This is a genomic window from Blautia sp. 1001283B150304_161114_C9, from assembly GCF_015668165.1.
GTDB classification, from domain to species: domain Bacteria; phylum Bacillota; class Clostridia; order Lachnospirales; family Lachnospiraceae; genus Blautia_A; species Blautia_A wexlerae.
Map to the genome: position 1 here is coordinate 96,591 of NZ_JADPGO010000008.1, position 25,085 is coordinate 121,675.

The following is a 25,085-nucleotide window of genomic DNA, read 5'->3' on the forward strand; positions in this document are numbered from 1 at the left end:
GAGGGTGAAAAGATGATTCATTTGACAATAGATGGAATTCCTGTAGAAGTGGAAAAGGGTACGACCATTCTGCAGGCTGCCAGACAGATCGGAGTGGAGATTCCTACACTCTGCTATCTGGAAGATGTATTGCCGGATGGTTCCTGTCGTTTGTGCGTGGTAGAAGTAACAAACAACGGAAGAACCAAATTTGATACGGCATGTACACTTCGCTGCTCAGAAGGTGATGAAGTACAGACAATGTCAGAGAAGGTAGTTGCATATCGTAAAGATACACTGGATCTCCTTCTTTCTGACCACCGTGTACACTGCTTCTCCTGCGAGGCAAACGGCGACTGTAAATTACAGGATTACTGTTTTGAATATGGTGTGACTGAGACAAGCTATCCTGGTGAAATGAAGGATATGCCCATCGATGATACCAATAAATTCTTTACCTATGATCCAAGCCTGTGTATTCTCTGCCATCGCTGCGTGAATACATGTAAGGAAATCGTGGGAAGAGGTGCGATCGACACTATGGACCGTGGTTTCCAGTCAGTGATCGGTGCACATTACAAACATAAATGGAACGAAGGTATCTGTGAATCCTGTGGTAACTGTGTGCAGGCCTGTCCGACAGGTGCACTGACCATGAAGCGCAGAAAGAAATACCGTCCGTACCAGATTGACAAGAAGGTTCTGACTACCTGTCCTCACTGTGCAACAGGCTGCCAGTATTATCTCCTTGTAAAAGACGGAAAGATTGTAGATACAGAAGCTGTAAACGGACCGTCCAACAAAGGACTGCTCTGTGTTAAGGGACGCAGCGGATGTTTCGATTTCGTACAGTCACCGGAGCGTATTAAATATCCGCTGATCAAGAATAAAGAGACAGGTGAATTCGAACGTGCAACATGGGATGAGGCACTGGATCTTGTTGCTTCCAAATTTATGGAGATCAAGAAACAGTATGGCTCTGATTCCCTTGCTGGTTTTGCGTGCTCCAGATCACCCAATGAAGATATTTACATGGTACAGAAGATGGTTCGCTGCTGCTTCGGCACAAACAATACAGACAACTGTGCACGTGTATGTCATTCCGCATCTGTATCAGGTCTTGCAATGACTCTTGGCTCAGGTGCCATGACAAACCCTATCGAAGATATCACAAAGAATGCAGATCTGATCATGCTGGTTGGTTCCAATCCTGAGGAAGCACATCCTGTAGTCGGCATGCAGATCCGTCAGGCCATCAAGAGAGGCTGCAAGCTGATCGTAGTTGACCCTCGTGATATCGGTCTGGCTAAGAAAGCAGATATCCATCTGAAACTGAAACCAGGTACAAATGTTGCTTTTGCAAACGGTATCATGAATGTGATCCTTTCTGAAGGTCTTCAGGATGACAAGTTCATCGCAGAGCGTACAGAAGGTTTCGAAGAATTAAAGGAAATCGTAAAAGATTACACACCTGAGAAGGTAGCTGAGATCTGCCACATTGACGCAGACGATCTGAGAAAAGCAGCAATCATGTATGCAAAAGCAGACCGCGCTCCGATCATCTACTGCCTTGGTGTAACCGAACATTCCACAGGTACAGAGGGCGTTATGTCCATGTCCAATATGGCAATGATGGTTGGCAAGCTTGGACGTGAAGGCTGTGGTGTTAACCCGCTTCGTGGACAGAATAACGTACAGGGTGCCTGCGATATGGGTGCTCAGCCGAATGTATATCCCGGATATCAGAAGGTTACTGATCCTGCAGTTCGTGAGAAATTCGAGAAAGCATGGGGTGTAAAACTTGATCCGAATATCGGAACTCATGCAACTGATGTATTCCCGAAGGCAATCACAGGCGAGATCAAGGGTCTGTATATTTATGGTGAGGACCCGGTAGTTACTGATCCGGATACCACACACATTATCAAAGCATTAAAGAGTCTTGATTTCTTTGTACTTCAGGAACTTTTCATGACAGAGACAGCTCAGTATGCAGATGTTATTCTTCCTGGCGTAAGCTATGCAGAGAAGGAGGGTACATTTACCAATACAGAGCGCCGCGTACAGAGAGTCCGCAAGGCTGTCACAGTGCCTGGCGAGATGAGACTGGATACAGATATTATTATTGATCTGATGAACCGTATGGGATATCCGCAGCCACATCTGACATCTGCTCAGATCATGGATGAGATCGCATCTCTGACACCGAGCTTCGCAGGTATCAGCCATGAACGTCTTGACAGTGAAGAAGTTCACGGACAGGGGCTTCAGTGGCCATGTACCTCCAAGAATCATCCGGGAACACCGATCATGCATGTTGGTAAATTCTCCCGTGGTCTTGGATGGTTCTACCCTGCAAAATATGTACCGTCAGCAGAGCTTCCGGATGAGGAATATCCGATCATCCTGATGACAGGACGTATCCTGTATCATTACACAACAAGAGCCATGACAGGAAAGACACCTGAGCTTATGGAGATCGAAGGTAAGTCATTTATCGAAATGAACATCGTAGATGCCGATAAGCTGGGTATCAAAAACGGTGATAAAGTCAGAGTTTCTTCCAGACGAGGATCCATTGAATCTACCGCTCGTGTAGGTACAAAGACCTCACCGGGTGAGAGCTGGATGCCATTCCACTTCCCGGATGGAAATGCAAACTGGCTGACCAACGCCGCACTTGACAAATACGCAAGAATTCCTGAATATAAGGTATGCGCAATTAAGATTGAGAAAGCATAAAACAATATCGGAGACAAAGTTCCGGATCTGATATCGTAAATATTATATGGGGCTGTCGCACATGGATCTGCTGTCCTTGCGGCAGCTCCATATTCCTTTATGGAAAGGCAAAAATAATCATTCGGCAGTACATCATTCTGTGAAAGTACGGAACGGTTACAGATAATTTTTTGTGAAAAATATAGTGTTACATAATAAGGAGTACGAGGCATGCAGAGATTTCAGTCAATCCTTCAGTTTAAAAAAGTCAGTTGTAAAAATTGTTACAAATGTGTCCGGAACTGCCCGGTCAAGGCGATACGTGTTCATGATCATCAGGCCAGGATCATAGAAAGTCAGTGTATTTACTGTGAGAAGTGTATCCTTGTCTGCCCGCAGGATGCCAAGGAAGAGCAGAATATGATTCCTGCAATCTGCAATGCAATGGAGAATAAGACGCAGGTTATAGCCTCTCTTCATCCGGCATATCTGGCACGTTTTGGGGTAACCGGTATCAACGGAATAAGGGAAGCGATGAAGAAGTTGGGATTTGCAGATGCAGCAGATGCAGCAGAAGGTGCAAGCCTGATGACCTCGCAGTACAGAGCACTTTTTGCGGAACAGAAAGAGCCGGGAATAATGATCTCTTCTGCCTGCCCTGTAATCGTACAGCTTGTCAAGAAACACTATCCGCATCTTCTGGGAAATCTGGTACAGTCTGCCTCTATGATGCAGTTTCATGCCAGTTATCTGAAAAAAAAATATCCGAAGGCAGAGATTGTCTATGTAAGTCCCTGTATTTCAGCTATGTCAGAGTTGAGAGACTCAGGAAATGAAGTGGATTATGTGATCACATTGGAAGAGCTGGTGCAATGGATGAAAAAAGAAGGGATTTCCATAACTGAGAAAGAACCTGAGCAGATTGCCTACCGTTCCAGAGAAATTGCCATTGCGGATGGTTTAACAGACCTGCTTGGGGCTGTAAGGGGAATCCGCAGGCTTTCTGTAAGTGGGATGGAGCAGTGCAGGGAGGTTCTGGAAGAACTTCATCCGGAGGATTTCGAAAATTGCTTTCTTGAGATGTATGCATGCAGTGGCGGCTGTGTGGCAGGTCCTTCTTTCCAGATGAAGAGGGGACATTATCTGGCAGACGTTCTGGCAGTGAAGAATGCAGCCTTTGGAAAAGATTTTCACAGAGAACAGGGAGACTATGAACTTCCGGGATTTGAACTGAGAAAGAATTTCGGCTACTGTCCGGCACAGGAGCAGGATGAGGTCTCAGAAGAAGAAATCAGGGATGCTCTGGCGGAAATGGGAAAATTTTCTCCAAAAGATGAATTAAACTGCGGTGCCTGCGGGTACAACACATGCAGGGAAAAGGCAATTGCCATTATCCAGAATAAGGCTGAGGTTGCCATGTGTATTCCATATATGCGGGCAAAACAGGAAAGTTACTCCAATAAAGTCTTTAATGCCATGCCCGGACTTCTGGTAACTGTGGATTATAATCTGAAGATCATTCAGATGAATGAGGCGGCGTCCAAATTGTTCAATATGCCGAAAAAGCGGCGCCTGATCGGGAAACCGGTATCGGAGATCATGGATGATTACAGTCTGGCGAGTATACTGGCTTTTGAACGGAATCTGATGCAGGATGAGATTTATCTGGAGGATCAGAAATGTTATCTGGATCGCGTAATGACGAATGATAAAGAAAATAAAATGATTCTCTGCATTATGAAGGATATTACAAAGGAGCGGAAGCATAAAGATCAGATTCATAATGCTCAGATTGAAGCTGCGCGTATGGCAGATAAGCTGGTAGAAGAACAGCTGAAGATCGTGCAGCAGATCGCCGGACTTCTTGGAGAAACTGCTGCAGACACCAAAGTGGCAGTAGAAAAACTGAAAAATACCATACTTCTGGAGAGTGAAGAAGAGAATGAAAAGAAATAAGCATCATGGACTGAATGTGGAATTTGACGGCTTATGCATGGATTTTGGTCATGTGAGCCTGAATAAAAAGAAAGAATTTCTCTGTGGGGACTGCTATAAGATTGAAGAAAATGATGAAGACCATGTTCTGGTGCTTTCTGACGGACTTGGGAGCGGAGTAAAGGCGAATATCCTTTCCACGCTGACTGCGACCATGCTCAGTACTATGATCATTAATCAGGTGGAACTGGATGAGGCAGTGCGTGCAGTGGCGAAAACGCTTCCTGTGTGCAGTGTGAGAAATCTGGCATATGCCACTTTTACAGTGCTGAATTTTCAGGGGAAACAGGTAAGTCTTTATCAGTTTGATAATCCGGATGCAATTCTGATCCGGGATGGCAAGCTCTTTGATTATCCGGTGGAGACAAGTATGATCGAAGAAAAGGAAATCCATAAAAGCTGTTTTGAACTGAAAGATGAGGATATGCTGATCGTTATGTCCGACGGTGTCACCAATGCGGGAATGGGAAAAACTACCAACGGCGGTTGGGGAAGAGATGATGTAATGGCTTTCTGCAGGGCAAAGTACCATAAAGGGATGAGCGCACAGGAGATGGCAGGCTATCTGGCAGAGGCCAGCCTGGATCTGAATCTGAATGAAACGGATGATGATATTACAGCCATTGTCCTGCGGATGCGGCATAAACAGGTGGTAAACCTTATGATCGGCCCGCCAAGTAAGGAGGAGCATGATGAGCGATATCTGAAGTCCTTTTTCGATTCAGAGGGATATCATGTAATCTGCGGCGGAACTACTGCACAGTGTGCTGCCAGATATCTGGATAAAGAGCTGATCTCTCTTAGTGAAACTGCCTGCGGAGACGTTCCTGCCTATTATAAGCTGGAAGGTACAGAGCTGGTGACAGAGGGATTTCTTACGATTGAGCATTTGCTTGAATATTGTGAAGAATGGATGGAGGACAGGCTGTCCTTTAACAGGCTGAAACGAAAAAAAGATGCGGCAGCATTGCTTGGTGTGATGCTGTTTGAGCAGGCAACGGATATTAATTTCTACTTCGGTGGTGCTATCAATAAGAGTAACGTGGAACTGGGAATCACAGAAAAAAGGAAAGAACAGGCAGCAGAAGAACTTGTGGAGCATCTGCAGAATGCAGGAAAGAATGTGAATATTGCATTCTGGGCGATCTGAGAAAGCAGGAAAAACAGCAGTACATGGTTTTATAAAGAGATATCAGGGTTACTGTTCACTGGTAATATCCCGCGAGGTGTTTTTTGTGAGCGAAGGTCACAGAAAACCCGAGACATACCGCGCGAATTTATGCGATTAGCATAAATTCTGTGCATCGCGAAGCGTGTTGCTGTGAACGGAGTGAACAGTAACACATCAGGAAGGATGAGGCAGAAAATGGCGAAGATATTATGTGTATGCATCAGTAAGGAACGCAAGACCTGCTCGCAGAACATTCATGAATGCGAAGCTGATCTGCAGGGACTTGTGGGAGATGTGCATTATGGAATGGGCGGAAGAAAGCAGGTCAGTCTTCTTCCTTATGAGAAGGTAAAAGAATATTTCGAACAGTCCGAAGAAGAATTCAGATATGGCCGGTTTGGAGAAAATCTCCTTGTGGAAGGGATTGACTGGAACAGTATTGCGGAGGGGAACAGATTTCGTTGTGGAGATGTACTTCTGGAAGCAGTCAGGATCGGTGCGGGCGGTCCTGCATCAGATGCCTATAAGGGAGAAAAGGTATGCACGCCCATGGAACCCTGGTTTGTATTCTGTCAGATTCTGGAGGCAGGGAGGCTGAGAGAAGGAGAAATCATTCTCCAACAGAGATGAAAAATATGTAATTCTTCAGCAGTGGGCTGAATATTATGATGTTATAGCAATTTCCAAAATACTGAAGACAATTTGGTTTATAAAAAATAAGGCTCTAATGGAGTATCTTAGTGATATTATTCTCTGAAATTGCTATAGAGTTCAAAAAGTAAAACTAATATATCCGTCAATTGACCCGGTGGTTATAAAGGCATTGAAAAGACTATAAAAATGTAATATACAAGAGGAGGAATTAGTGCGTGGAGGGAATCAGTGTAGAACAGGCAGTGGAACAGATTCTGCAGCATACGCCTGTAATAAACGAGACAGAAGAAACAGAACTGAATAAAGCAGGGGGAAGAATCCTGGCGCAGGATATGGTGGCAGGGTTTGACAATCCTCCTTTTGACCGCTCTCCGGTAGATGGCTATGCGTGTAAGGCAGAGGACCTTACAGGTGCCGCTAAAGAGCATCCGGTGAGGCTGAAAGTCGTGGAAGAGATTGATGCCGGACAGTATTCGGAAAGAGAAATCCAGCAGGGACAGGCAGTGCGCATTATGACAGGTGCTGCAATACCCAATGGCTGCAATTGCTGTATTTATCAGGAGGATACCGATTATGGCGAAGATTCGGTAGAAGTTTACAGCGAACAGAAGCGGTGGAGTAATTATTGCTTCGCAGGAGAGGATTTTAAAAAGGGAACTACACTTCTGAAAAAAGGAACACATATCGGATATGTGGAGGCAGCAATTCTGGCCGGGATAGGAGTGGCGAAAGTGCCGGTTTACCGTCAGCCGAGAATTGTGCTTCTGACTACAGGAGATGAGGTGGTAGAACCGGGAATTCCATTGCCGGAAGGAAAAATTTATAACAGCAATATGACAATGCTGTCTGCCAGACTGCGTGAACTGGGAATCGAATCTTTGCATATGGAAGCAGTCAAAGATGATCCGACGGTTATGTCTGAGAAATTAAAAGAAGCAGCAGAAGCGGCAGATATGATCATCACTACGGGAGGTGTATCTGTAGGCAAGAAGGATATCATGCATGAGTCCCTGAGACTGATGGGGGCAGAGCGGATTTTCTGGAGGGTAAAGATGAAACCGGGAATGCCTACATTGTTTTCTGCATATAAAAAGACTTCCGATATAACTGCAACAGATCATTGCGCTTCAGAAAGAGAGATTCCGATCATCAGTCTCTCCGGAAATCCTTTTGGTGTTGCAGTCAGCATAGAACTTTTGATCCGTCCTGCACTGGAAAAGATGATGCAGGATCCATCAATCGGTCTGAAAGAAGTAAATGGCATTATGGCTGATAATTTTGAAAAAGGAATCAAGGGCCGCCGCTTTATCCGGGCATATCTGGAAAATGGAAAATTTCATCTTCCCAATGGTCTTCACTCTAACGGAGTCCTCAGTTCCATGGCCGGCTGCAATTGCCTGATCGATACAAAAACCATGGAAAATCAGGAAAGCAGAAGCCTGAACGCAGGGGATAAAGTGAGCGCGATTTTGCTTTGAGAGGAGCAGCAAACAGGTGGAAAGAAAAAGAATATTTGCAATCAGCGGTGTAAAGAATTCAGGGAAAACAACTCTGATCTGCAGGCTTTTGGAGATTTTTAAAGACAAGGGCCTTAAAGTGGCAGTGCTGAAGCATGACGGGCATGATTTTGTGCCGGACGTACCGGGAACGGATACATACTGTCAGCTTCAGTCCGGAGCCTACGGCACAGCAGTTTTTTCAGCAGGCAAATATATGCTGGTAAAACAGCAGCCGCAGATTTCCGAAAAAGAGCTGGCAGAATTTTTTCCGGAGGCAGATCTGATCTTACTGGAAGGATTTAAATACAGTACTTATCCGAAAATTGAAATTATCCGTAAGGGAAATTCAGCAGAAAGTGTCTGCAATCCGAAGAAACTGATGGCGATCGCCACAAATCTGGATGCAGAGGAAAGAGAAGCACTGTCTGTACTGGAAAATGTTCCATTCTTTGAACTGGACAATGCAGAGTGTATTGCAGAATTTATTCTGTCGGATTATTTCCGGTAAAAAGTTTCATACGGTCTCTGCGTGCGGCGCAGATAAGGGTAAGGTGGTATTCTTTGGCCATGGCAACTGCCTCGGCAGAAGGGGATGCCTTGCTTGCCAGAACCGGAATCCCGGCGCGGATTGCCTTGATCGCCATATCTGTAGGGATACGTCCACTGGAATAAACCACGCATTTCTTCAGGTCAATATTATGGCGTAGGGCATAACCGATGGCCTTATCCAGAGCATTATGGCGTCCGATATCTTCGCACTGGAAGAGCAGTTCTCCGTCACAGGCAAGGAAACAGCTGTGAGTTGCCCAGGTCTGGCTGTGAAGCGGGGTACCATTGGCGAAACAGTCTGCAAGGTCAAAAATCCACTGTTTTTTCCATGGGACAGGTGTAACTGGCGTCATTGGCTGATCTGTGATAAAATAATCATTAAGAACACGATTTCCGGTGCAGCAGGTCGGAGTAGGAGCAACATAATCTTCATTTTCCTCATGAGACTGCCCGGATTTATTTTTACTCAGGATAACGCGGGCACGTTTGCCGAATTCACAGATGTAGATCTGGTCAACGTCATCAGCAGAAGAGATGATTCCTTCAGTAAAAAGACGCCCCAGAACCAGTTCAGCCAGATGTTGTGGGATACAGACCAGTTTCATGGTCAGACGTTCATTTACATATACATCCATCATGTGTTCCACAAGAATGGGTTCTGTTTCCTCATGAGTTTCCCCGTCACGACCCAGAAACTCATAGGTAACATTCTCGAGCAGATTCAGGTCGTGGTATTGTTCGTTGATTTTCATAGGACAGTTCCTTTCGTCCGGTAAGGATTTTAATAATCTTGATACATTAAGTATAGACTGCGGAGTATGGAGTGTCAAACGATTATGAGAGAAAATATTGCCTGTGATTTTGACGGCGAATAACAGAAGAAAAGGTTACAAAGGTTGCGGTTCACCCGTATCCGGTAACAGGAAAATCAATTATTAGAAAGTAAAAGGCAGGTAGAGCCGATGATAGACAAATATGGAAGAGAAATAGATTATTTAAGGATTTCCCTGACAGACAGATGTAATCTGAGATGCATTTACTGTATGCCGGAAGAAGGCGTAAAATCCCTTTCTCATGCAGAAATCCTCACATACGATGAGATTCTCCGCATCTGCAGGTGCGCAGCAGATCTGGGAATCCGTAAGATTAAACTGACAGGCGGTGAGCCTCTTGTTCGTAAGGGCTGTGCAAGTCTTGCAAAACAGATCAAGGCGATCCCGGGAATTGAGAAAGTGACATTAACAACAAATGGAATCCTGCTCGCCGAGCAGCTGGATGCATTACTGGATGCAGGAATTGACGCCATTAATATCAGTCTGGATACTTTGGATTCGGAACTGTTCAAAAAAGTAGCGAGACGTGACGGACTGGAAAAGGTATTTGAGGGAATCGAAGCAGCACTTGCACATCCGGGACTTTCCCTGAAGATCAACAGCGTTCCGGTGATCAAGGAAAAAGAAAACTTCATCGGGATTGCAGGACTGGCGCAGAAATATCCAATCCATGTGCGTTTTATCGAGATGATGCCAATCGGATTTGGAAAACAGTTCCCATTCCAGGATGAAGAATCTATCAAAGCAGTACTGGAAGAAGCCTACGGTCCGATGCATGCAGTCAATGAACGCTACGGAAACGGCCCATGCCATTACTATGAAATCGCAGGATTTAAGGGAAAAATCGGATTTATCAGTGCAATGACCCACAAATTCTGCAGTCAGTGCAACCGAGTACGTCTTACATCCGAAGGATTCATGAAAGGATGCCTCCAGTATCAGAAAGGTACAGACCTGCGGGGGCTTATGCGCGGCGGATGCATGGATTCGGAACTGAAAGAAGCAATTTATCAGGTAGTCTGGAATAAACCGGTGAGCCATAATTTTTATCAAACGAAGACAGAACAGGATGAAATCAGAGGAATGTCACAGATTGGCGGGTGAGATATGTAAATAAGAAAGACACTTTTCTTCTAACATTTTGAAATTGCAGCATCTTGCGGCAAGGGAAGAATCTGGTTTGGCAATACACTTCTGGTATAATTTCATGGCTTTGTTTTGCAAAGTATTCTGAATATTGTCAATCAGAAATTTTTCTTTTTGGAGCAGATAAATATAATCGGTTTTTTCTTTGTCACTTTTAAAAGAACGGAAACAATCAATCTGATTATATTTTAATTGCGTAAGACAATTGTCTGGAACGGGAATCATGTTATTGATATTTAATACTGCATAAAGATATCTGGTAGATTCATCCTGAAGTTTGTGGAAATCCAGACTGTTTGACATTTTCTGATGTTTGGGTTTGGCGGAAGAGATAGGAACATAGTAATGAAAATTTCCAATTGTAAGAAGAGTTCCTACATGAAGTTTTAAACGTTCCCCATATTCCACATATCCAACGTGGGAATCAAATTGTGTTAGGTAATTTATATATTTTTTATCAACAATATACCAATTCATAAAACCTCCTGAAAGTAAAAAGTGGGTGGATTACTCCACCCATTACTGTTAATCGATTGTTTTAATTGGACAACCTAACCGCTTTTAAACGAGTGTTTTGGCTGGACACTCTAACCGCTATACAGACATTTCTGTCTGTGATTTTATTATATGTAATATGAAGAAAAAAATCAATACTTTTATTGATGATTTATATAAACAAAAAGGAAAACTGATAATGAGAAAGAAAGAAATTTCTATGATTATTCTTGCTGGCGGTGCCAGCAGCCGCATGGGACGGGACAAATCAGATCTGACGATAGATGGGAAGACATTTCTTGAGATGCAGATAGAAAAGGGGGAAAAGCTTGGAATCAGTGATATTCTTCTGTCTGGCTATCATGGTGAAAATAGATATAAATATCCCATTATACCAGACCGCTTCCCGGGAAAAGGTCCGTTGGGAGGGCTGGAAGCCTGTTTTCGTAAAGCAAAGAATCCATATTGCCTGGTACTTGGTGTAGATGTTCCTCTGGTTCCGGCAGAGGAACTGGCTGCACTGATTCGCCAATCTCTGCATTCAGATGCAAAAGCAGTGATACTGAGCCACGGCGGGCATGAGGAACCTCTTATGGGAGTATACTGTACAGACCTGGCAGATGCCATGCTTGAAGAAATCACAGAGCGGAAAGGCGCAGTATTTGCTTTTCTGCGGAAAAATGGATACGAATGCTACGAAAGCCAGGTCGCGGACTGGTATTTTTCCAATATTAATGATCCGGAAACATATAAAGAAATACCGGGAAATCATTTCATAGAGAAATATGTCTGAATATGAGATTGGCAGGAGGTTTGTCGATATTTTCAAAAATTAGTAGAAAATTATATATGTCTTTTTGACTATCTTTTTATATCTCCTTAAATGTCCGCAAAGCCTTATTTTATAGGCTCTACGGGCATTTTGCTTTTGTGGTAAACCTCACATATCTAGGTCTATCTTCTTATATTTTCGCTATCAAGCGTGGTTAAAATCGTGGTAAATACTTCTATGCGATTAGACGCTGAACCTCTGATTTTGCGGTATCTATGGACGCATGAGCGTACCAGTTCATTGTGATACTAATGTTTGAATGTCCCATGATATACTGTAAATCTTTTGGGTTCATGTTCTTGCTTGCCAGTCTTGTGCAGAATGTATGGCGTAGCGTATGCGGTGTGATATGTGGCAAGGGATTGTCCTTGTGGTGCTTGTTATATTTCTTTACCATACGGACAAATAAGGCGTTGTAATCAATCGCAACTTTGGGCTTGCCTTTATGATTGACAAATAAGAAATTGCTCTGTCCGTCTATCACAAATGGTTCTGCCTTTGGGCGTTTCTTCATAACCCGTTGAAATGCCTGTATTGTTTCTCTACTTAATGGCACTTGTCTTATTCCGCTTTTCGTCTTAGGCGTTTCAATATAATAGCCCTGTTCCTTGCTCTTTAGTAACTGGTGGTCGATAATTACAACTTCATTCTTGAAATCAATATCAGCTACTGTCAGTCCGCACAGTTCCGAGATACGAAGTCCAGTCTTTAACAGTATCAGCACATCATCATAATGCTTGTGATACACATTGTCTGTCTTGATAAATGAGAGTAAGGCTTGTTCCTGTTCCTCTGTCAATGCGACTTTCTCTTTGGTATCATTTTCTAGGACTTCACTTAACTTAAAATCAAAAGGGTTCTTCCTTACACAATCGTCTTGTATGGCGATATAGAATGACGCTTTTAACGAGCGTTTATGGTTGTTAATGGTGTTATAGGAAAAGCCTTTATCTTTCATGCGTAACGCCCATTCCTTAGCGTCAGAGGGTTTTATCGCATCAATGCTCCTAGCACCCAACTTGTCCTCTTTCAATAACCGCATGAGTTGTTCCCGTTGTTTTTGTGTGCTTTTCTTCACATTCGCCCTCTGTAAGTTCTGTTTGGCATAGAGTTGGCAAAGCGTCATTTTCTTGCCTGTGCTGTCGATACCGTCCTCAATATCCCGTCTTATCTGCTGTTCCAGTTCACGAAGTGAGGGTTTTTCCCGTTTTTCCTTTGGTGTCGGGTCTGTGGGTGTCAATCTCCAAGCATACACATATTTTGTGTTTCCAAATGCGTCTACATATTTATATAAGTATTTCCCGTCTGTTCGTTGGCTCTCTCCAGTATGCAGGATACGTCCTTTACTATCCCGTCTTTTTTCTTTCATGGTGTCTGCTCCTTTCCTTGTTGGAAAGAGCCTTGATATGACTTGTGTTCATCATAACACATACAAGGCTCATTTGCATTAGATTGCGTCCAATTTGTCAATAACCTGTTCAAACTGTCGGCGTTTAATCTGTATGCGGTTGCCATTCATAATGAGCCAGCCAGCGTCCTTGTTTTCCTCTGCTAAGCGTCTTAACTTGTTTTCTCCGATACGGAAATACTTTGACGCTTCTTCAATGGTAAGGGTATATTTTTCCCATACGGGAATATCCTGTGCATTACTCATAAAACACCCCCTCACTTTCGATTACATCTGCTATATCCGTACACATCTGTTCTACAAGCATTTCCTGTTTTTCGGAAAGGTTGGTACATTCATCAATCATTTTCATGTAGTTTGAGCCTGTCAGCCTGTCGATTTCCTCTATCATCACGATTGACGGCATGACCTGTCTTTCCAGCCATTGCAGAGTGCGTTCCATATTGACAGGTACGGGGTTCATTTCAAAAGGTAAACTGTCATGGGAAATGAATATCTCCCACAGCGGATAATCGGGAAATTGCACAAAATCAGTAATAAGGTAAAACACCAACCCATGAGGGTTATATGTCAATAACAATTCCTCAACTGCCTGTACTGCCTTTTTATCACGCAGACGAATTTCAAAACGGTTGATAATATCCGTATGTTTCTTTTTGGTTGCCTGTTCCTTTTGTTTTTCATACAGGCAGAAATATTTTGTGCTTGCCTTTGAGCCGATATAAAGGGTACTTGCTAAATTACGGTTTTTTCCGCTTAGTTTTCCACCTTGTACATTTTCATAGTTTTTACAGCGACAATCCGCACCGCCATTTTTGTATTTTTCAGACAAAACGGGAATATCCAGCAGACCGCACATATCATTGATTGCCAAGTCAAAACGTCGGATAACACCGCCACAGTCAAGACAGCGGTTTAAAAATGAATACCAATCCCTGTTCTGTGCCTGTAAGACATATTCCATGTTGCGTGAGCCTGCCCCTTTTAATTCTAAAAATACACCCATGTGTTCATCATCAGAAGCCATGACCTTGATTTCCCCGTAGGCATAATGCTCCTTATAGCCATAATACCCATAGTCATAATGGATAAAATAGTCCGCTTTCATGCCAAGCACCTTTCGGATAACTTCTAATGCGTCAGTCGTTGGAAAACGGACAGACAGATAATCAACGAGCAGATAAAAAGGCTTATCACAGACATAGTAATTCAGACAACGCAGGATAATGTTCTGTGTTTCTTTACTTGCGTTGGCTTTTCCGTTCTCAAAGCGGTTGATACTATATCTTGATACATGGGTAAGACTTGCAAGTTCTCCTTGTGAAAGACCGCTTGCAAGACGTTTGTTCTTCATTTCAAGTGCAAATTCTAAATTGTTCATTGTATTCCTCCAATCCCACAACAGCCTTGAAATACCTGTAAACCACTATTCAAAAGAATGTGAAATTACTATCTTCTTAAAACTTCTCATTACTACTCACAGGTTTGGGGTTGTATGGTTTTTGACTTGTCTTTTGTGAAATAGTGCCCCCCTGTTAGATAACGGGGGCACAGTCAAGGCTCGCAGGCTCGCCAGCCGACAAAGCATTTCTTCCCCTTGACACAAGGTGTCATGGCGGTAAGCCTGAGAGGCTTCCGCCACCGTGTCAGAAATACTTTGTCAGCAAGTCCTGTTTTGCCTTTTCTAACAAGTTCCATTTCAACCAATATTCATATCTACGGGTTTAATCAGATGGGTATTTCTTTTTGAATGTTTTTGTATTTCATGCTATTGTGCTTATTCACTCACAATAGCATAGTAATTCTTATATGCTTATTTGTCAATATCTTTTTTTGTCTTTACAAATCATATTAAGCATGATAGACTTATAACAGTGAAGATATAACGAGATATGGAGGGTTGTGCAATGAAAATAAGCCATTTAGGAAATAATATACAGACCATAAGAAAATTTAGGGGAATGAAACAACAGGAACTTGCGGACAAAATCGGTATCAATATGCAGAGCCTTTCCAAGATTGAAAGAGGGTTGAACTATCCTGCTTATGAAACGCTGGAAAAGATAATGGAAGTGCTGGACGTAACGCCGAATGAATTATTATCGGGAGAATGGAAGTATGTCAATCAGTCTGAAAAAGAAGTCTGTCAGTTTTTAAGAACAGAAGAACGTCTAAATGCAGAACTGAAACACGGACACTATGATAACTTCTTTGACAGCGAGGAAGAATGGCTGGAATATGAGTTGGAAAAGTTACGGGAATACATTACAGACTATATCAACGGGAAAAGCATTGAAGCGTCCGACCTTTACCCAATCAAAGAATTTATCCAGCATTTGAAGTTTCAAAAATTACTAGACCGCTATGATGATTTATACAGTATGGATATGTTTGGGGAAAGCATAGAGGGACATAAATATAGGACACCTTATCAAGTCGTGAAAATGATAAATCCGAACTCAAAAGAGGATATGGAACTGTTACGGGAAGTATTAAGGAATAACCATTTTGATGATGAGGACGAGTAATCTTTTTCCTCTTGCGAGAAGATACAGCAAACAAAAAGCCCGATCAAGAGTGCAAAGCACCACCAATGGTGGCAAGCTCTTGACAGGGCTTTTTCTTTTCTGTTGTGGGTACTCAAGAGGAAAAAAGGAAAAGTGTGATGTCTCAATTTTTTTATCTTGCACGCATAAAAAGATTGAAAGAGGTGTTTGTTTCCAGTATAATGTTTTTTGTATAGAAGCAAGGATTGAATTTTTTTGAAAGAAAGGGTTGACAGTCATGTTCACACATTGTTACGCTTGCGACAGACAGACAGACAGACAGACAGACAGACAGACAGACAAGTAAATTCTGCCCTTTTTTCAATTCTATCAATAATAAACAGAACGCACAGATTATCCAGTTATAAGGGGGAGTTTGTGCGTTTTTCTATGCAAAGAATTTATGAAAAATAAGGAGTGAACAAACTATGAAGAAAAAACAAGTCCTTGCAGTAAGTTCCGCATTGATGATTGGAACAACAACTGCACTTACAGGGCTTCCTACTCCTGTCATGGCACAGGAAAACACAGAAGTTGTGCAGGAAGCCGTTGTAGAAGAAAACAAGACAGAGCAAGTTCCTGTGGAACAGAAAACAGAAAACGCAGAAGTACAAGAGAATATAACAGACAAGGAACAGGAAGAAACTGCTGAAAATGCAGAAACTTTAAAAGAAGAAAGTACAAAACAGGAAACACCTGCAACACCAGAAAAAGAAGTGGTTACCGAAGATAAGACCGTTGAAGCAAGCAAAAATACAGAAGTAAAAGCTGGAAGCATTGCTATTGATGAAGCACATTTTCCAGACAAAGTATTTAGAGAACAAATCATTGCAGAATTTGATAAAGACGGCGATAGTGTGTTATCTGTTGATGAAATATCAAAAGCCCAATTCTTAAACTTGCATGATATGAAAACGATATCTTCATTAGAGGGTATTCAATATCTAACAAATTTGCAGTCTTTAGATGTTTCTACGACTTCTGTTTCAGACTTAAGTCCGGTTAAAAACTCATCTTTAAAAAGATTAGATTGTCGTTCTTCAAAAGTAAGAAGCGTTGATTTAACACGTTATCCGAATTTGGAAGCTTTCGTTTGCGATAATACATCAATTAACAGTCTTGATGTATCTAAGAATGAAAAATTGAATACGTTATTTGCAGATAGTACCTCTATTTCCAATTTAGATGTAACAAACAATCCTAACTTAGAACAACTATCTTGTAGCAATACAGGATTAATGGAACTTGATGTCACACATAATCCGCAATTAGTCACTTTAGATATAGGAGATACAAAAGTAAAAACACTTGATATAAGTAAGAACCCTAATTTGAAACAACTATCATGTTATATGACAAATATAGCTGAATTAGATGTAACAAAAAACACAAAACTGACACGCCTTTTTTGTCATGATACAACTATTAAAAAATTAGATTTAAGCAATAATTTAGAACTTGAAATGCTACGTTGCGGTGAAATTTTTGAACAAGGGATAAGAGGTCTTGATATAAGTAAAAACACAAAAATTAAAAAATTAATTTGCGATGATTTATACTGGTTAAATGTCGGAGAGAATAAAGTTCTTGAAAATAATCATGCTTTTGTAGGCAACGGTTATATTGATATTAAAGGGAATAAAATCGACTTAAAAAAAGATGTTGAACAAGGAATAGATATTTCAAAAGTAAAAGTTACTGCAAATGGAACTTTAGATAAAGATACAGGAATTATAACGGTAGATGATGTAAAAAAACCAGTTACTTATGAGTATGATTGCGGTACTTATAAAGACGGAAACGTTGTTTTAAAAGTAGAATTATCGTTAAACTCACAAGGAGAAGATAATACAGCACCAACTATTTCTGCAAATGATGTTACATTGAATGTAGGCGATACTTTCGACCCATTGGCAAATGTAACAGCAACAGATAAAGAGGACGGAACTATCACTTTGACAAAAGATAATATTGTTGCAAATGATGTAGATACTTCTAAGGCTGGTACTTACCATGTGACTTATAAAGTAACAGATAAAAACGGAGCTTCTGCTAAAAAAACGATTACTGTAACTGTGAAACAAAATACAGGCGACCTTAACTCTGCTCCAATCATTTCAGCAAATGATGTTACATTGAATGTAGGCGATACGTTCGACCCATTGGCAAATGTGACAGCAACAGATAAAGAGGACGGAACGATTATTTTAACAAAAGATAACATTATTGCAAATGATGTAGATACTTCTAAGGCTGGCACTTATCATGTAACTTTCCGTGTAGTAGATAAAAATGGTGCAATTACTGAAAAAACAATTACAGTTACCGTAAAAGAAAAAGTAACAAATAAACCTGTAAGTCCACAACAGCCACAGAAACCGAGCAAGCCAACTACTCCAACAAAGCCTAGCGGACAAAAGAACCCTGTAAAAACAGGTGATATGACAAACGTAGGATTGTTTACTTCTATGTTTGCTGGTTCAACCGGTGTATTAGCTGTTTTATTAACGACAAAAACATACCCAGGAGGACTTTTACATGACCCAAGTACATTTTACACTGAAAAGCGAAGAGATTCAAAGCATTATTGAATATTCTGTAAAGGATGACGTTTCTAAAAATATTTTAACAACGGTATTTAATCAACTAATGGAAAATCAACGAACAGAATATATTCAAGCAAAAGAATATGAACGAACAGAAAACCGACAAAGTCAACGAAATGGCTATTATGAGCGCAGCTTTACGACACGTGTAGGCACGCTAGAATTAAAAGTACCCAGAACACGTGATGGCCATTTTTCACCCACAGTGTTTGAACGTTATCAACGAAACGAAAAAGCCCTCATGGCTTCAATGTTGGAAATGTATGTATCAGGCGTTTCAACTCGTAAAGTATCAAAAATTGTGGAAGAACTTTGTGGTAAATCCGTCTCTAAGTCCTTCGTTTCTAGCTTAACAGAACAGCTAGAACCTATGGTTAACGAGTGGCAGAATCGTTTATTATCAGAAAAAAATTATCCTTACTTAATGACCGATGTACTCTATATAAAAGTACGAGAAGAAAATCGAGTACTCTCAAAAAGCTGTCATATAGCGATTGGAATAACCAAAGATGGCGACCGTGAAATTATCGGCTTCATGATTCAAAGTGGCGAAAGCGAAGAGACCTGGACAACATTTTTTGAATACCTAAAAGAACGCGGTTTACAAGGTACGGAACTCGTTATTTCTGATGCGCACAAAGGATTAGTCTCTGCCATTAGAAAATCCTTCACCAACGTAAGTTGGCAAAGATGCCAAGTTCACTTCCTAAGAAATATCTTTACCACCATTCCTAAAAAAAATTCAAAATCTTTCAGAGAAGCTGTTAAAGGAATTTTTAAGTTCACAGATATTAACTTAGCGCGTGAGGCTAAAAATCGATTGATTCATGATTATATCGATCAACCAAAATATTCAAAAGCTTGCGCATCATTGGATGATGGATTCGAAGACGCCTTTCAATATACCGTACAAGGAAATTCCCACAATCGACTAAAGAGTACCAATCTAATTGAACGACTGAATCAAGAAGTACGCAGAAGAGAAAAGATTATTCGCATCTTCCCCAATCAAACATCAGCCAATCGCTTAATTGGAGCCGTTCTTATGGACCTACATGATGAATGGATTTATTCTTCAAGAAAATACATCAATTTTGATAAGTAGAAATGGTAAAAACATTGTATAGCATTTTACACAGGAGTCTGGACTTGACTCACTTCCTTTATTATTTTTCATTTTTTTAAACTATTTAATACTAATGTCTTTTATAATAGCTTTTCATATATTATATAATCAATCTTTATAAGTCCTTTTATAAATTTCTTTTCTACCATTTTCGATAAATTCCTGTTTAATATTTTTAATTCCATAAACAATAGTTTCAATAGGATAATATTCTTCAACTATATCTTGATATTCTTTTGCTTTCTCAATATCTATATTTCCATACATTCTTAATATATCTTCTCCAAAATTTGTTCCTATTTCTTCTTCACTATCTTCAAGTAAGTATATAAAATCACAATATTCATCTATAATTCCAGAATCTCCAAAATCAATTATTCCAGTTAATCTATTATTGCCATCTAACAATAGATGATTACAACTAAAATCATTATGGCATAAACACTTTTTACCCTCAAAAACTGTTGTTGCATTTAGTCTTTCCATAAAACTTTCTATATAATCTTTTTCTATATCAGTTAAATCATTATAAATAGTTTCACGCAACAATATATACTCTTCTAATACATTTTGTTTATTATCAATAGTACATTCACTAATATCTGTATAATCTAAACCGTGCATTTGTCTTAAAAAACTGGCAATATCTCGTTTTAACAAATTTTGTTCTTCTTCTGACATAGTAGAATAAATTTCTGGTGTTAAAAAAGTTCCTTTAATTTCTTTATAACCTAGTATAGATAATTCATCACTAATATACGAATATTCAATATTAGGAATTTTTACATTAGTTTCTAAATTTGTATTTAAAAAATTATATATTGCTTTTTCTTTTGCATAACCTTTTTTCTTATTAGTACTAAATTTTGTTTTAAAAATGTATTCATTATTAACTAAATATGCCACACTATCATAACCACTACCGATTATTTCAATACTATCTACTTTGAAATTATCAAAGTAATGCTCAATTAAATATTTCATTGCCTTAACATTTGTGGCATTATCATCATATCTATATTCCATTAAATAACAATCTTCTTTTTTGCCCTCGTGTAATTCATGTTCTGGCAAATCTTCAATAATTCTAAAACCAGATTTTTGGTATGCCCTTATTGCTCTTGGATTATTTTTATGAGGGTCTAAAATAACTGCATTAGCATTTCTTTCTTTTTTCAAAAATTCAAAAATCAATTTAATATATCTTGTACCAATTCCTTTACTCCAATAATTTGGCTCTCCTATAAATTGATCCATACCATAGACTATCTCATCAGTTTTTGGATAATGATAATCAGTATATAACTCATCATACATTTTATATATTTGTCCATATCCAATAGGAACATTGTTATATTCAATAATTACTCTAAAAACTTCATCTTCCCAAGGCTCTGTATAATGTTTTTTTAATGATTCTAATGTATATTTTTTATCTCTACCACCATAAAATTCTAATACTCTTTCATCAGTTAACCATTTTAACATCAAAGGAAAATCATCATCTATTAAAGTTCTTATACATATTTCATTTTCAACTATATTCATTTATTTATCACCTTTTTCATAATCATATACATATACTATTTCATCTTTATAATCATTTTTACCACCTAATTTTTCATATACATGGCAAGCTCTAGGATTACCTTTATCAGTTATTAAAAACATTTCAGAACAACCAATCTCTTTAGAATATTCCTTAATAAAAGATAATAATTTTGAACCATAACCTTTGTCTTGATAGTTAGGTAACATTCCTATTGAGTGTAAATAAAACATTGTTTTTCCATCAGGTCTTAAAAGTGTATAGCAATATGCAAATCCTATAATTTTATTATTTTCTTTAGCTATAAACCCAAATGAACTGGTATCATTAAGAAATCCTTTTAAATTATCAATATCAAAAACCATATTATCATCAATTAAAACTTCTTCCATATCTATTTTCAGCCTGTATCATAGCTAAACAAATCGAGTTGTGTGTCCGTTTTTGGGCGTTCTGCTAGCTTGTTTAAAGTCTCTTGAATGAATGTATGTTCTAAGTCAAAAAACTCTGACAGCGCCTTTATATAGCTTTCTTTTTCTTCTTTTTTTACTTTAATGATCGATAGCAACAATGATTTAACACTAGCAAGTTGAATGCCACCATTTCTTCCTGGTTTAATCTTAAAGAAAATTTCCTGATTCGCCTTCAGTACCTTCAGCAATTTATCTAATGTCCGCTCAGGAATGCCTAGCGCTTCTCTAATCTCTTTTTTAGTCGTCACCAAATAAGGCTTGTATACATCACTTTTTTCGCTAATATAAGCCATTAAATCTTCTTTCCATTCTGACAAATGAACACGTTGACGTTCACTTCTTTTTTTCTTGAATTTAAACCACCCTTGACGGACAAATAAATCTTTACTGGTTAAATCACTTGATACCCAAGCTTTGCAAAGAATGGTAATGTATTCCCTATTAGCCCCTTGATAGTTTTCTGAATAGGCACTTCTAACAAGTTTAATCACTTCTTTTTCTTCTAAGGGTTGATCTAATCGATTATTAAACTCAAACATATTATATTCGCACGTTTCGATTGAATAGCCTGAACTAAAGTAGGCTAAAGAGAGGGTAAACATGACGTTATTACGCCCTATTAAACCCTTTTCTCCTGAAAATTTCGTTTCGTGCAATAAGAGATTAAACCAGGGTTCATCTACTTGTTTTTTGCCTTCTGTACCGCTTAAAACCGTTAGACTTGAACGAGTAAAGCCCTTATTATCTGTTTGTTTGAAAGACCAATCTTGCCATTCTTTGAAAGAATAACGGTAATTGGGATCAAAAAATTCTATATTGTCCGTTCTTGGTATACGAGCAATCCCAAAATGATTGCACGTTAGATCAACTGGCAAAGACTTTCCAAAATATTCTCGGATATTTTGCGAGATTATTTTGGCTGCTTTGACAGATTTAAATTCTGATTTTGAAGTCACATAAACTGGCGTTTCTAAAACAAAATATGCTTGATAACCTTTATCAGATTTGATAATTAACGTAGGCATAAAACCTAAATCAATAGCTGTTGTTAAAATATCGCTTGCTGAAATAGTTTCTTTTGCCGTGTGAATATCAAAATCAATAAAGAAGGTATTGATTTGTCTTAAATTGTTTTCAGAATGTCCTTTCGTGTATGAACGGTTTTCGTCTGCATACGTACCATAACGATAAACGTTTGGTGTCCAATGCGTAAATGTATCTTGATTTTCGTGAATCGCTTCTTCGGAAGTCAGAACAACGCCACGTCCGCCAATCATGCTTTTTTTTGAGCGATACGCAAAAATAGCCCCTTTGCTTTTACCTGGCTTGGTAGTGATTGAGCGAATTTTACTATTTTTAAATTTGTACTTTAACAAGCCGTCATGAAGCACAGTTTCTACAACAAAAGGGATATTCATTCAGCTGTTCTCCTTTCTTACGAAAATTAATTAGTTAGAAGCTACGATCAAAGTTGAATCACAACAAAAAAGGCAATCAACTAAGTTTTTCTTAATTGATTGCCTGGTATCTTCTTAAAGACTTGAAATTCCCTCAAAAACCCGATATAATGGGTTTACAGATATTTAAGTATCTGATTAATAAAGTAATTAAATACTTTACCAAATTTCGGGTCTCGACTTCTTTAATTGATTGGTGGTAATCAATTAAGGCTCGCAACTTATTTTCTTGGCGGAAAATAAGTTGGTCGTGGCTCTTTTTTTGTATTCTTTATTCAGTTCGTTGTTTCGTTATATCTAGTATACCGCTTTTAAAAAAAATAAGCAACAATTTCGTTAAATATATTAACGACAATCATTGCTTCTCTTCTTCTATTTGCAACTCTACTTGTTCTAATTCATTAGGAATTAAGTCAATAACTAAGGTTGAGTTTGTCAATTCTGCAATTCGTTCCAATGTTTTTAATGTCGGATCTGATTTTCCTGATTCAATCAATGAATAATTTGATCTACTCATTTCTAATTCTTGGGAGAATTTTTCTTTTGATTTGGTACCTCTCATCTTTTTTAAGCTTTCTCTAAATGCTAGTTCCAAGTTTCTCCCTCCTGTTTATGTAAATATTTTGCACGTTTTCCATTTAATTATATCGTTACACCTTGTAAATCACAAGTGATTAATCACAAATCACTTGTGATTAGTGATTGTTATTGGTGTTGCCTAGAACGATTCTAAGCACATGTTTAATTTTAAAGTGGGCAATTATCTTTAAAATGTCCTACAATGATTCAATAAAAGCATGGCTGCTAGTGAAACTTGCGACCATGCTTTTAAAAATACTTAATGGGGTCCCGAGCGCTTTAGCTCCTTGGAAGCTGTCAGTAGTATACCTAATAATTTATCTACATTCCCTTTAGTAACGTGTAACTTTCCAAATTTACAAAAGCGACTCATAGAATTATTTCCTCCCGTTAAATAATAGATAACTATTAAAAATAGACAATACTTGCTCATAAGTAACGGTACTTAAATTGTTTACTTTGGCGTGTTTCATTGCTTGATGAAACTGATTTTTAGTAAACAGTTGACGATATTCTCGATTGACCCATTTTGAAACAAAGTACGTATATAGCTTCCAATATTTATCTGGAACATCTGTGGTATGGCGGGTAAGTTTTATTAAGACACTGTTTACTTTTGGTTTAGGATGAAAGCATTCCGCTGGCAGCTTAAGCAATTGCTGAATCGAGACTTGAGTGTGCAAGAGCAACCCTAGTGTTCGGTGAATATCCAAGGTACGCTTGTAGAATCCTTCTTCAACAATCAGATAGATGTCAGACGCATGGCTTTCAAAAACCACTTTTTTAATAATTTGTGTGCTTAAATGGTAAGGAATATTCCCAACAATTTTATACCTCTGTTTGTTAGGGAATTGAAACTGTAGAATATCTTGGTGAATTAAAGTGACACGAATGTTCAGTTTTAATTTTTCTGACGATAAGTTGAATAGATGACTGTCTAATTCAATAGACGTTACCTGTTTACTTATTTTAGCCAGTTTCGTCGTTAAATGCCCTTTACCTGTTCCAATTTCGTAAACGGTATCGGTTTCTTTTAAATTCAATTGTTTTATTATTTGGTTGAGTACTTTTTCACTCGTTAAAAAGTTTTGAGAATATTTTATATTTTTGTTCATGTAATCACTCCTGAAGTGATTACATCTATAAATAAATACAGAAGTTAAACGATTTGTTTGTAATTTTAGTTATCTGTTTAAAAAGTCATAAGATTAGTCACTGGTAGGAATTAATCTAACGTATTTATTTATCTGCGTAATCACTGTTTTTAGTCTGTTTCAAAACAGTAGATGTTTTATCTACATTACGCATTTGGAATACCAACATGACGAATCCCTCCTTCTTAATTACAAATTTTTAGCATCTAATTTAACTTCAATTCCTATTATACAAATATAGTGGTTCAGTTGTCAAGACAAAAATCTAAGCTTTTTATAATGAACTGATATATGTAACTGGGTAGGGGAGAAA

General features: G+C 39.1%; 22 protein-coding genes. 11 read left to right on the top strand and 11 right to left on the bottom strand.

The annotated features are described in order from the left end of the window. Window positions 1-12: 12 nt before the first annotated feature. From fdhF to mobB, 6 genes are all read left to right on the top strand, one after another. Complete coding sequence (gene fdhF, locus I4V44_RS06305; RefSeq protein WP_196002501.1) at window positions 13-2,721, top strand: formate dehydrogenase subunit alpha; 2,709 nt, start codon at window positions 13-15, stop codon at window positions 2,719-2,721. Between the two features lie 210 nt (window positions 2,722-2,931). Further along, on the top strand, window positions 2,932-4,656 hold the full coding sequence (locus I4V44_RS06310; RefSeq protein ID WP_118586806.1) for a [Fe-Fe] hydrogenase large subunit C-terminal domain-containing protein: 1,725 nt from the start codon (window positions 2,932-2,934) through the stop codon (window positions 4,654-4,656). Next, complete coding sequence (locus tag I4V44_RS06315) at window positions 4,643-5,845, top strand: PP2C family protein-serine/threonine phosphatase (RefSeq protein ID WP_207744231.1); 1,203 nt, start codon at window positions 4,643-4,645, stop codon at window positions 5,843-5,845. The genes I4V44_RS06310 and I4V44_RS06315 overlap by 14 nt, the downstream gene beginning before the upstream one ends. A 216-nt stretch (window positions 5,846-6,061) precedes the next feature. Further along, window positions 6,062-6,496 (top strand): MOSC domain-containing protein, encoded by a 435-nt coding sequence (locus I4V44_RS06320; RefSeq protein ID WP_022380639.1) that lies wholly within the window; start codon window positions 6,062-6,064, stop codon window positions 6,494-6,496. A gap of 239 nt (window positions 6,497-6,735) precedes the next feature. Then, window positions 6,736-7,998, top strand: coding sequence for a molybdopterin molybdotransferase MoeA (locus I4V44_RS06325; RefSeq protein WP_118586803.1), 1,263 nt, complete (start codon window positions 6,736-6,738; stop codon window positions 7,996-7,998). Between the two features lie 16 nt (window positions 7,999-8,014). Next, the gene (gene mobB / locus I4V44_RS06330) at window positions 8,015-8,527 is read left to right on the top strand and encodes a molybdopterin-guanine dinucleotide biosynthesis protein B (RefSeq protein ID WP_118586801.1); all 513 of its coding nucleotides are present in this window, start codon (window positions 8,015-8,017) and stop codon (window positions 8,525-8,527) included. Here the strand turns inward: mobB and fdhD are convergent. Continuing rightward, window positions 8,502-9,320, bottom strand: coding sequence for a formate dehydrogenase accessory sulfurtransferase FdhD (fdhD, locus tag I4V44_RS06335; protein WP_243100797.1), 819 nt, complete (start codon window positions 9,318-9,320; stop codon window positions 8,502-8,504). The two genes, mobB and fdhD, sit on opposite strands and share 26 nt — an antisense overlap. Before the next feature lie 210 nt (window positions 9,321-9,530). Between fdhD and moaA the strand changes: the two genes are divergently transcribed. Further along, window positions 9,531-10,505: a GTP 3',8-cyclase MoaA gene (moaA, locus tag I4V44_RS06340; RefSeq protein ID WP_118586798.1), complete on the top strand. Its 975-nt coding sequence runs from the start codon at window positions 9,531-9,533 to the stop codon at window positions 10,503-10,505. Here the strand turns inward: moaA and I4V44_RS06345 are convergent. Further along, entirely contained in the window at window positions 10,488-11,024 is a 537-nt protein-coding gene (locus I4V44_RS06345; RefSeq protein WP_008706177.1) for a type III toxin-antitoxin system ToxN/AbiQ family toxin, read from the bottom strand. The two genes, moaA and I4V44_RS06345, sit on opposite strands and share 18 nt — an antisense overlap. 217 nt (window positions 11,025-11,241) lie before the next feature. Here I4V44_RS06345 and mobA point away from each other — a divergent pair, with 217 nt between their 5' ends. Continuing rightward, complete coding sequence (mobA, locus tag I4V44_RS06350) at window positions 11,242-11,835, top strand: molybdenum cofactor guanylyltransferase (RefSeq protein WP_182437835.1); 594 nt, start codon at window positions 11,242-11,244, stop codon at window positions 11,833-11,835. A gap of 214 nt (window positions 11,836-12,049) precedes the next feature. Here mobA and I4V44_RS06355 read toward each other — a convergent pair whose 3' ends face one another. The 3 genes from I4V44_RS06355 to I4V44_RS06365 form a co-directional block, all read right to left on the bottom strand. Continuing rightward, the gene (locus tag I4V44_RS06355) at window positions 12,050-13,243 is read right to left on the bottom strand and encodes a site-specific integrase (protein WP_021361840.1); all 1,194 of its coding nucleotides are present in this window, start codon (window positions 13,241-13,243) and stop codon (window positions 12,050-12,052) included. Window positions 13,244-13,321: 78 nt separating this feature from the next. After that, window positions 13,322-13,528 carry an excisionase gene (locus I4V44_RS06360; RefSeq protein ID WP_002341493.1) on the bottom strand — a complete coding sequence of 69 codons (207 nt, stop codon included), beginning with the start codon at window positions 13,526-13,528 and terminating at the stop codon, window positions 13,322-13,324. Continuing rightward, a complete protein-coding gene (locus tag I4V44_RS06365; RefSeq protein WP_021361841.1) occupies window positions 13,521-14,663 on the bottom strand; it encodes an XRE family transcriptional regulator in 1,143 nt (380 codons plus the stop codon). Before I4V44_RS06365 ends, I4V44_RS06360 begins: the two co-directional genes overlap by 8 nt. A 526-nt stretch (window positions 14,664-15,189) precedes the next feature. On the opposite strand from I4V44_RS06365, the gene I4V44_RS06370 reads away from it, so the two are divergent. The 3 genes from I4V44_RS06370 to I4V44_RS06380 all read left to right on the top strand — a co-directional run bounded on the left by I4V44_RS06370 (window position 15,190) and on the right by I4V44_RS06380 (window position 19,539). After that, complete coding sequence (locus tag I4V44_RS06370) at window positions 15,190-15,810, top strand: helix-turn-helix domain-containing protein (protein ID WP_009242236.1); 621 nt, start codon at window positions 15,190-15,192, stop codon at window positions 15,808-15,810. A gap of 446 nt (window positions 15,811-16,256) precedes the next feature. Further along, the gene (locus I4V44_RS06375) at window positions 16,257-18,419 is read left to right on the top strand and encodes an immunoglobulin-like domain-containing protein (RefSeq protein ID WP_021361842.1); all 2,163 of its coding nucleotides are present in this window, start codon (window positions 16,257-16,259) and stop codon (window positions 18,417-18,419) included. Beyond that, window positions 18,367-19,539, top strand: coding sequence for an IS256-like element IS256 family transposase (locus tag I4V44_RS06380; protein ID WP_000195429.1), 1,173 nt, complete (start codon window positions 18,367-18,369; stop codon window positions 19,537-19,539). Before I4V44_RS06375 ends, I4V44_RS06380 begins: the two co-directional genes overlap by 53 nt. 129 nt (window positions 19,540-19,668) lie before the next feature. Here I4V44_RS06380 and I4V44_RS06385 read toward each other — a convergent pair whose 3' ends face one another. From I4V44_RS06385 to I4V44_RS06415, 6 genes are all read right to left on the bottom strand, one after another. Next, window positions 19,669-21,108, bottom strand: a complete 1,440-nt coding sequence (locus tag I4V44_RS06385; protein ID WP_001028144.1) for a bifunctional aminoglycoside N-acetyltransferase AAC(6')-Ie/aminoglycoside O-phosphotransferase APH(2'')-Ia — start codon at window positions 21,106-21,108, stop codon at window positions 19,669-19,671. Next, on the bottom strand, window positions 21,109-21,501 hold the full coding sequence (locus I4V44_RS06390; protein ID WP_000393259.1) for a GNAT family N-acetyltransferase: 393 nt from the start codon (window positions 21,499-21,501) through the stop codon (window positions 21,109-21,111). 8 nt (window positions 21,502-21,509) lie between these two features. Further along, window positions 21,510-23,000: a primase C-terminal domain-containing protein gene (locus I4V44_RS06395; protein ID WP_117456180.1), complete on the bottom strand. Its 1,491-nt coding sequence runs from the start codon at window positions 22,998-23,000 to the stop codon at window positions 21,510-21,512. Between the two features lie 394 nt (window positions 23,001-23,394). Beyond that, window positions 23,395-23,634, bottom strand: coding sequence for a helix-turn-helix transcriptional regulator (locus I4V44_RS06400; RefSeq protein ID WP_002380754.1), 240 nt, complete (start codon window positions 23,632-23,634; stop codon window positions 23,395-23,397). 361 nt (window positions 23,635-23,995) lie between these two features. Continuing rightward, window positions 23,996-24,733 (bottom strand): 23S rRNA (adenine(2058)-N(6))-methyltransferase Erm(B), encoded by a 738-nt coding sequence (gene erm(B), locus I4V44_RS06410; RefSeq protein ID WP_001038790.1) that lies wholly within the window; start codon window positions 24,731-24,733, stop codon window positions 23,996-23,998. 124 nt (window positions 24,734-24,857) lie between these two features. Further along, entirely contained in the window at window positions 24,858-24,941 is an 84-nt protein-coding gene (locus I4V44_RS06415) for a 23S rRNA methyltransferase attenuation leader peptide (protein WP_001814874.1), read from the bottom strand. Window positions 24,942-25,085: the final 144 nt, after the last annotated feature.

Excerpts from the sequence above, each read along its gene's own strand:
- fdhF (WP_196002501.1), top strand. The coding sequence starts at position 13 with ATGATTCATTTGACAATAGATGGAATTCCTGTAGAAGTGGAAAAGGGT.
- I4V44_RS06310 (WP_118586806.1), top strand. The coding sequence starts at position 2,932 with ATGCAGAGATTTCAGTCAATCCTTCAGTTTAAAAAAGTCAGTTGTAAA.
- I4V44_RS06315 (WP_207744231.1), top strand. The coding sequence starts at position 4,643 with ATGAAAAGAAATAAGCATCATGGACTGAATGTGGAATTTGACGGCTTA.
- I4V44_RS06320 (WP_022380639.1), top strand. The coding sequence starts at position 6,062 with ATGGCGAAGATATTATGTGTATGCATCAGTAAGGAACGCAAGACCTGC.
- fdhD (WP_243100797.1), bottom strand. The coding sequence starts at position 9,320 with ATGAAAATCAACGAACAATACCACGACCTGAATCTGCTCGAGAATGTT.
- moaA (WP_118586798.1), top strand. The coding sequence starts at position 9,531 with ATGATAGACAAATATGGAAGAGAAATAGATTATTTAAGGATTTCCCTG.
- I4V44_RS06345 (WP_008706177.1), bottom strand. The coding sequence starts at position 11,024 with ATGAATTGGTATATTGTTGATAAAAAATATATAAATTACCTAACACAA.
- mobA (WP_182437835.1), top strand. The coding sequence starts at position 11,242 with ATGAGAAAGAAAGAAATTTCTATGATTATTCTTGCTGGCGGTGCCAGC.
- I4V44_RS06355 (WP_021361840.1), bottom strand. The coding sequence starts at position 13,243 with ATGAAAGAAAAAAGACGGGATAGTAAAGGACGTATCCTGCATACTGGA.
- I4V44_RS06360 (WP_002341493.1), bottom strand. The coding sequence starts at position 13,528 with ATGAGTAATGCACAGGATATTCCCGTATGGGAAAAATATACCCTTACC.
- I4V44_RS06365 (WP_021361841.1), bottom strand. The coding sequence starts at position 14,663 with ATGAACAATTTAGAATTTGCACTTGAAATGAAGAACAAACGTCTTGCA.
- I4V44_RS06370 (WP_009242236.1), top strand. The coding sequence starts at position 15,190 with ATGAAAATAAGCCATTTAGGAAATAATATACAGACCATAAGAAAATTT.
- I4V44_RS06375 (WP_021361842.1), top strand. The coding sequence starts at position 16,257 with ATGAAGAAAAAACAAGTCCTTGCAGTAAGTTCCGCATTGATGATTGGA.
- I4V44_RS06380 (WP_000195429.1), top strand. The coding sequence starts at position 18,367 with ATGACCCAAGTACATTTTACACTGAAAAGCGAAGAGATTCAAAGCATT.
- I4V44_RS06385 (WP_001028144.1), bottom strand. The coding sequence starts at position 21,108 with ATGAATATAGTTGAAAATGAAATATGTATAAGAACTTTAATAGATGAT.
- I4V44_RS06390 (WP_000393259.1), bottom strand. The coding sequence starts at position 21,501 with ATGGAAGAAGTTTTAATTGATGATAATATGGTTTTTGATATTGATAAT.
- I4V44_RS06395 (WP_117456180.1), bottom strand. The coding sequence starts at position 23,000 with ATGAATATCCCTTTTGTTGTAGAAACTGTGCTTCATGACGGCTTGTTA.
- I4V44_RS06415 (WP_001814874.1), bottom strand. The coding sequence starts at position 24,941 with ATGTTGGTATTCCAAATGCGTAATGTAGATAAAACATCTACTGTTTTG.